At 72.6% G+C, this 7,132-nt stretch carries 4 protein-coding genes; 2 read left to right on the top strand and 2 right to left on the bottom strand.

Annotated features, from left to right (window positions below; genetic code table 11):
• Positions 1-100 precede the first annotated feature (100 nt).
• Both ACWEN3_RS37255 and ACWEN3_RS37250 read right to left on the bottom strand, forming a co-directional pair.
• Positions 101-589 (bottom strand): hotdog fold thioesterase, encoded by a 489-nt coding sequence (locus ACWEN3_RS37255; protein WP_452980396.1) that lies wholly within the window; start codon positions 587-589, stop codon positions 101-103.
• Between the two features lie 48 nt (positions 590-637).
• Positions 638-2,941, bottom strand: a complete 2,304-nt coding sequence (locus tag ACWEN3_RS37250) for an FdhF/YdeP family oxidoreductase (protein ID WP_452980393.1) — start codon at positions 2,939-2,941, stop codon at positions 638-640.
• A gap of 256 nt (positions 2,942-3,197) precedes the next feature.
• On the opposite strand from ACWEN3_RS37250, the gene polA reads away from it, so the two are divergent.
• Both polA and ACWEN3_RS37240 read left to right on the top strand, forming a co-directional pair.
• Positions 3,198-5,924 carry a DNA polymerase I gene (gene polA, locus ACWEN3_RS37245; RefSeq protein ID WP_452980390.1) on the top strand — a complete coding sequence of 909 codons (2,727 nt, stop codon included), beginning with the start codon at positions 3,198-3,200 and terminating at the stop codon, positions 5,922-5,924.
• 725 nt (positions 5,925-6,649) lie between these two features.
• The gene (locus ACWEN3_RS37240) at positions 6,650-7,060 is read left to right on the top strand and encodes a hypothetical protein (RefSeq protein WP_452980387.1); all 411 of its coding nucleotides are present in this window, start codon (positions 6,650-6,652) and stop codon (positions 7,058-7,060) included.
• Positions 7,061-7,132 lie beyond the last annotated feature (72 nt).

Genomic DNA, 7,132 nt, shown 5'->3' with positions numbered 1-7,132 from the left:
GGGGATCGGCTTGCGCATGCCCTTGAGGACGATCACCAGTGCCGTGCTGACACAGACGCCGGCGGCGATGGCGATCAGTTACAGGACCGGGTGCGAGGCCTCAGGCGGAGGCGCTCGCCCGGGCGCCGTCCTCCGGCCCGACGTCACGCAGCAGACAGGTCAGGCGCGCGCTGCACACACGCCGCCCCTGCTCGTCGCTGATCACGATCTCGTACGTCGCCGTCGACCGGCCGCGGTGCACGGGCGTGGCCACGCCGGTCACCAGGCCCGAGCGGACCCCGCGGTGGTGCGTGCAGTTCAGGTCCACGCCGACCGCGATCTTCGAGCTGCCGCCGTGCAGCATGGAGCCGACCGAGCCGAGGGTCTCGGCCAGCACCGCGGAGGCGCCGCCGTGCAGCAGGCCGTAGGGCTGGGTGTTGCCCTCCACCGGCATCGTCCCGACGACCCTGTCCGCCGAGGCCTCCAGGATCTGCACACCCATCCGCGTGCCGAGGTGTCCGGCCGAGAACAGGGCGGGCAGGTCGACGCCGAGTGCCGCGTACTCGTCGATGACCTCCTGCGGGAATCTCACCTGCTGCTGCTCACCCATGGGCCCGGCTCCGTTCGTCCTGCGACTGTCTCCTGGCTGAGCAAACGCTCAGTCGGTTGCCGATTGTTCCAGACGCCCCTCGGCGGGCCCCTCGAGGCGTACCACCACGGACTTGCTGGCCGGGGTGTTGCTGGTGTCGGCGGTGGCGTCCAGCGGAACCAGCACGTTGGTCTCCGGGTAGTACGCCGCCGCACACCCCCGGGCCGTCGGGTAGAGCACGACGCGGAACCCGGGCGCCCGCCGCTCCACCCCGTCCTTCCACTCGCTCACCAGATTCACGTACGCACCCTCCGCGACCCCGAGGGCCCGTGCGTCCTCCGGGTGCACCAGCACCACCCGGCGCCCGCCCGTGATGCCCCGGTAACGGTCGTCGAGCCCGTAGATCGTGGTGTTGTACTGGTCGTGCGAGCGCAGGGTCTGCAGCAGCAGCCGGCCCTCGGGCAGCTCGGGGAACTCCACCGGCGCCGCCGTGAAGTTCGCCTTGCCGGTGGCCGTCGGGAAGCGCCGCTCGTCGCGCGGCGCGTGCGGCAGCGCGAAACCGCCGGGCCGGGCCACACGCGCGTTGAAGTCCTCGAAACCGGGGACCACGCGCGCGATGCGGTCACGGACGGCCGCGTAGTCCTTCTCGAACTCCTCCCACGGCACGACGCTGTCCTCGCCCAGTACCCCGCGCGCGAGACCGCAGACGATGGCCGGCTCCGACTTCAGGTGCGGGCTCGCGGGCGCGAGCCGGCCGCGCGAGGCGTGCACCATGCCCATGGAGTCCTCCACGGTAACGAACTGCTCGCCACCGGCCTGGAGATCCCGCTCCGTGCGGCCCAGGGTGGGCAGGATCAGCGCCCGCGCGCCCGTGACGACGTGCGAGCGGTTGAGCTTCGTCGACACGTGCACGGTCAGCCGCGCGCGCCGCATCGCGGCCTCGGTCACCTCGGTGTCGGGGGAGGCGGACACGAAGTTGCCGCCCATGGCGAAGAACATCTTCGCCTCGCCGTCGCGCAGCGCGCGGATGGCCCGTACGACGTCGAAGCCGTGCTCCCGGGGCGGCGCGAACCCGAACTCCTTCTCCAGCGCGTCCAGGAAGGCGGGGGCGGGCCGCTCGAAGATGCCCATGGTGCGGTCGCCCTGCACGTTCGAGTGGCCGCGCACCGGGCACACGCCCGCGCCCGGCCGGCCGATGTTGCCGCGCAGCAGCAGGAAGTTGACCACCTCGCGGATGGTCGGCACGGAGTGCTTGTGCTGGGTGAGACCCATGGCCCAGCAGACGATGGTGCGCTCGGAGTCGAGCACCATGCGCAGGGTCTGCTCGATCTCCGCGCGTGTGAGGCCGGTCGCGGTCAGCGTCCCGTCCCAGTCGGCGGCCGCGGCCGCCGCGGCGAACTCCTCGAAGCCATGCGTGTGTTCGCGCACGAACTCCTCGTCGACCGCGCCGTCCGTCTCGAGGATCAGCTTGTTGAGGAGCCGGAAGAGCGCCTGGTCGCCGCCGATGCGGATCTGCAGGAACAGATCGGTGAGGGCGGCGCCCTTGAGCATGCCCTGCGGGGTCTGCGGGTTCTTGAAGCGCTCCAGGCCCGCCTCGGGCAGCGGGTTGACGCTGATGATCCGCGCGCCGTTCGCCTTGGCCTTCTCCAGCGCGGAGAGCATGCGCGGGTGGTTGGTGCCCGGGTTCTGCCCCGCGACGATGATCAGGTCGGCCTTGTACAGGTCCTCCAGCAGGACGCTGCCCTTGCCGATGCCGATGGTCTCGGAGAGCGCCGAACCGGACGACTCGTGGCACATGTTCGAGCAGTCCGGCAGGTTGTTCGTGCCCAGTTCGCGCGCGAAGAGCTGGTAGAGGAACGCCGCCTCGTTGCTGGTGCGGCCCGAGGTGTAGAACACGGCCTCGTCGGGGGAGCCGAGGGCGGCGACCTCCTCGGCGATGATGCCGAAGGCCCGCTCCCAGGTGACCGGTTCGTAGTGCTCTCCCCCCTCGGGGAGGTACATGGGATGCGTGAGCCGCCCCTGCTGGCCCAGCCAGTACCCGCTCCGCGTCGCCAGGTCGGCGACCGGGTGCGCGGCGAAGAACTCCGGGGTGACCCGGCGCAGCGTGGCCTCCTCGGCCACCGCCTTCGCGCCGTTCTCGCAGAACTCCGCCCGGTGCCGGTGGTCCGGTTCGGGCCAGGCGCAGCCCGGGCAGTCGAAGCCGTCCTTCTGGTTCACCCGCAGCAGCGTCAGCGCGGTCCGCTTCACGCCCATCTGCTGCTGGGCGATGCGCAGGGTGTGCCCGATGGCAGGCAACCCCGCCGCCGCGTGCTTCGGCTCCGCGACCTGCGGCGCGTCCTGAACCGGATCACCCTTGGGCGGCTTCGTCGCCATCGCACGCTCCCCTTCGACTGCGTGTGAGAAGTACGGTGCCGATCCTCCCACGGGGCACCGACAGCGGTGAGCCCCGGGCAGGCCAGGAGGCGTGAGCAGCGGTCGCGGGGAGGGGAGGGGAGGGGAGGGGAGGGGAGGGGAGGGGGCCCGTCCGCGTCGGCCCCTCGCCGCGATCCCCCCGGTCGTTGTGGCTGTGCTCACATCCGTCGCGGGCGCGCGGCCCGCGGTGTCAGTGGGGCGTGGCAGGATCGGGGACGTGGCAGAGACAGCATCGAAGAAGACCGACAAGACCCCCGGCGGCGCCCGTCCCCGGCTGATGCTCATGGACGGGCACTCGCTGGCGTACCGCGCGTTCTTCGCGCTGCCCGCGGAGAACTTCACGACCGCGACGGGCCAGCCGACGAACGCGATCTACGGCTTCGCGTCGATGCTGGCCAACACCCTGCGTGACGAGGCCCCCACGCACTTCGCGGTGGCCTTCGACGTCTCCCGCAAGACCTGGCGCTCCGAGCGGTTCACCGAGTACAAGGCCAACCGCTCCAAGACCCCCGACGAGTTCAGGGGCCAGGTCGAGCTGATCGGCGAACTGCTCGACGCGATGCACGCCCAGCGCTTCGCCGTCGAGGGGTACGAGGCGGACGACATCATCGCCACCCTCGCCACCCAGGCCGAGGCCGAGGGCTTCGAGGTGCTGATCGTCACCGGCGACCGCGACTCCTTCCAGCTGATCACCGAGCACACCACCGTGCTGTACCCGACGAAGGGCGTCTCGGAGCTGACCCGGTTCACCCCGGAGAAGGTTGTCGAGAAGTACGGGTTGACGCCCGTCCAGTACCCGGACTTCGCGGCCCTGCGCGGCGACCCGTCGGACAACCTGCCCGGCATCCCCGGTGTCGGCGAGAAGACCGCCGCGAAGTGGATCAACCAGTTCGGCTCCTTCGCGGAGTTGGTCGAGCGCGCCGACGAGGTCAAGGGCAAGGCCGGGCAGAACCTCCGCGACCACCTGGAGTCGGTCAAGCTCAACCGCGTCCTCACCGAGCTGGAGCGCCAGGTCGAGCTGGAGCGGACCGTCCCCGACCTGGAGCGGGCCCCGTACGACCGCAAGGCCGTCGCGATGGTCCTGGACACCCTGGAGATCCGCAATCCGTCCCTGCGCGAGCGCCTCTTCGCCGTCGACCCCGGCGGGGAGGAGGCCGAGGCCACCCCGGCCGCCGCCGAGGGCGTGGAAGTGGACGGCACCGTCCTGCGCACCGGCGAGCTGGCCCCCTGGCTCGCCGAGCACGGCACCGGCACCCTGGGCGTCGCCACGGTCGACACCTGGGCGCTGGGCACCGGCTCGGTCGCCGAGGTCGCCCTGGCGGCGGCCGGGGGAGCGGCCGCCTGGTTCGACCCCTCGGAGCTGGACGAGACCGACGAGAACGCGTTCGCGGCCTGGCTCTCGGACGCCGACCGTCCCAAGGTGCTCCACAACGCCAAGGGCGCCATGCGGGTCCTCGCCGAGCACGGCTGGCGCGTCGAGGGCGTGCGCATGGACACCGCGCTCGCCGCCTACCTGGTCAAGCCGGGCCGCCGCTCCTTCGACCTGGACGCGCTCTCCCTGGAGTACCTGCACCGCGAGCTGGCCCCCGCCGCCACGGCCGACGGCCAGCTGGCCTTCGGCGCGGACGAGGGCGCCGAGGCCGATGCCCTGATGGTCCAGGCCCGCGCGGTCCTCGACCTGGGGGAGGCCTTCGAGAGCCGCCTCACGGAGGTCGGCGCCGCCGACCTGCTGCGGGACATGGAGCTGCCCACCTCGGCGCTGCTCGCCCGCATGGAGCGCCACGGCATCGCGGCCGACCGCGCGCACCTCGAAGCGATGGAGCAGATGTTCGCGGGTGCGGTGCAGCAGGCCGTGAAGGAGGCGCACGCGGCCGCCGGCCACGAGTTCAACCTCGGCTCGCCCAAGCAGCTCCAGGAGGTCCTCTTCGGCGAGCTGGCCCTGCCGAAGACGAAGAAGACCAAGACCGGCTACACCACGGATGCCGACGCCCTGGCCTGGCTCGCCACCCAGACCGACAACGAACTGCCGGTGATCATGCTCCGGCACCGCGAGCAGGCGAAGCTCCGCGTCACCGTCGAGGGCCTGATCAAGACCATCGCCGGCGACGGCCGCATCCACACCACCTTCAACCAGACGGTGGCCGCGACCGGCCGTCTCTCCTCCACGGACCCGAACCTGCAGAACATCCCGGTCCGCACGGACGAGGGCCGGGCCATCCGCCGCGGCTTCGTCGTCGGCGAGGGCTTCGAGTCCCTGATGACCGCCGACTACAGCCAGATCGAGCTGCGCGTGATGGCGCACCTCTCCGAGGACGAGGGCCTCATCCAGGCGTTCACCTCCGGCGAGGACCTGCACACCACGGCCGCCTCCCAGGTCTTCGGGGTCGAGCCCACCGCGGTGGACGCGGAGATGCGCCGCAAGATCAAGGCCATGTCGTACGGCCTGGCGTACGGCCTGTCGGCGTTCGGCCTGTCCCAGCAGCTGAACATCGAGGCGGCCGAGGCACGCGCCCTCATGGACGCCTACTTCGAGCGCTTCGGCGGGGTCCGGGACTACCTGCGCCGGGCGGTCGACGAGGCGCGGGCGACGGGCTACACGGCGACGCTCTTCGGGCGCCGCCGCTACCTCCCCGACCTCAACAGCGACAACCGCCAGCGCCGCGAGGCGGCCGAGCGCATGGCCCTCAACGCGCCCATCCAGGGCACGGCGGCGGACATCGTCAAGATCGCCATGCTCAAGGTGGACGACGCGCTGCGGGCCGCGGACCTCAGGTCCCGCATGCTCCTCCAGGTCCACGACGAGATCGTGCTGGAGATCGCCCGCGGCGAGCGCACCGCCGTCGAGGAGATCGTCCGCCACCAGATGGCTCACGCCGTCGACCTCCGCGCCCCCCTGGACGTCTCGGTCGGCGTCGGCCCGGACTGGGAGTCGGCGGCCCACTAGCCACGACGTCCGGACCCAGAGGGCCGCTGTACGCCGACGGGGGTACGGCGGCCCCTTCATCAGGCCCGTCCGGGGCACTGCCGTCGCACCGCCGGTCACCCTGGCCGGGCGGACTGGGGGTTCTCTCGCCGCACCGCCGGCGGGGCTGACCGGGGTGCCGGGCCCACCGTCGCCCCGTGACTCGGTATCCGCCAGGACCACGAGGGGGCGGCGCCTTCACCAGGGCCGGCCAGGGCTCCGCTGCCGTACCGCCGGTTCCCCCAGCCGGGCCGACCTGGCTCCGCTGCCGCACCGCCGCTCACCCCCCGACCGGGCGGACCGAGGGTTCTCTCGCCGTGCCCCCGGCCACCCCCCGACGGGGCCGATCGGCGGTGTCGAACCCGCCCTCGCCCCGTGACTCGGGATCCGCCCGGGCCAGAAGGGCGGGGGCCCGTTCGTCAGGGTCGGTCTGGGGCTCCGCCGCCGCACGCCTGGCCCCCCACCGGGCCAACCGGGGGTTCTCTCGCCGCACCGCCGCTTACCCCCCCAGCCGGGCCGACCGTGGGTTCTCCCGCCGTACCGCCGGTCACCCTCCCGGCGGGGCCGATCGGCGGTGTCGAGTCCGCCCCCGTCCCGTGACTCGTAATCCGCCCGGACCACGACGTCGGTGGAACCCCCGGAGGGCCGTCACTCACGTGGCCCCCGCCAAAACGCCCCGCACCCCCCGCAGCCGCAAAACTGCGGGCATGGGTATACGCACGCTTCACCGCCGGACGCCCGAGGCAGTCACCCGGGCCTGGGCGGACACCGCCTCGGCGCAGGTCATGACCGCCTCGCCGGTCCCGGCCCTCGCGGCCGACGCAAGCACCGCCCGCATCCCGGCCGACCTCGCCACGACCGTGCGCAGGGTCGCCGCGCACGTCCGGCGCCGGCTCGCCGACCGGACCACCCGTACCGGCCACGCCCCGGACCGGCACCAGTGGGCCGACCTGGCCCGCGGCTATCTCGCGCTCGCGTTCACCGTGCTGCCGAGATCGCGCCCCCGGCGCACTCTCACGGTCTTCGTCGCCTCCGTCACCGAGCGACCGGCCGCTCCCGGCCCGCACCGACCAGCGCGCCGGGATCCCCGGAAACCGGAGCCGGGCGCCACACCCTGACCCCGGCGGCGTACACCACCAGCCCGACGAGCATTCCCGCGCCCGCCCCGAAGCACAGGGTGGGCACCAGAG

The sequence above is a fragment of the Streptomyces sp. NPDC004561 genome (assembly GCF_053602155.1).
The sequence above is the reverse complement of the archived record's forward strand: the minus strand, read 5'-3'. Positions and strand labels throughout refer to the sequence as shown.

Coding starts and splice junctions, on each gene's coding strand:
- ACWEN3_RS37255 (WP_452980396.1), bottom strand. CDS start 589: ATGGGTGAGCAGCAGCAGGTGAGATTCCCGCAGGAGGTCATCGACGAG.
- ACWEN3_RS37250 (WP_452980393.1), bottom strand. CDS start 2,941: ATGGCGACGAAGCCGCCCAAGGGTGATCCGGTTCAGGACGCGCCGCAG.
- ACWEN3_RS37240 (WP_452980387.1), top strand. CDS start 6,650: ATGGGTATACGCACGCTTCACCGCCGGACGCCCGAGGCAGTCACCCGG.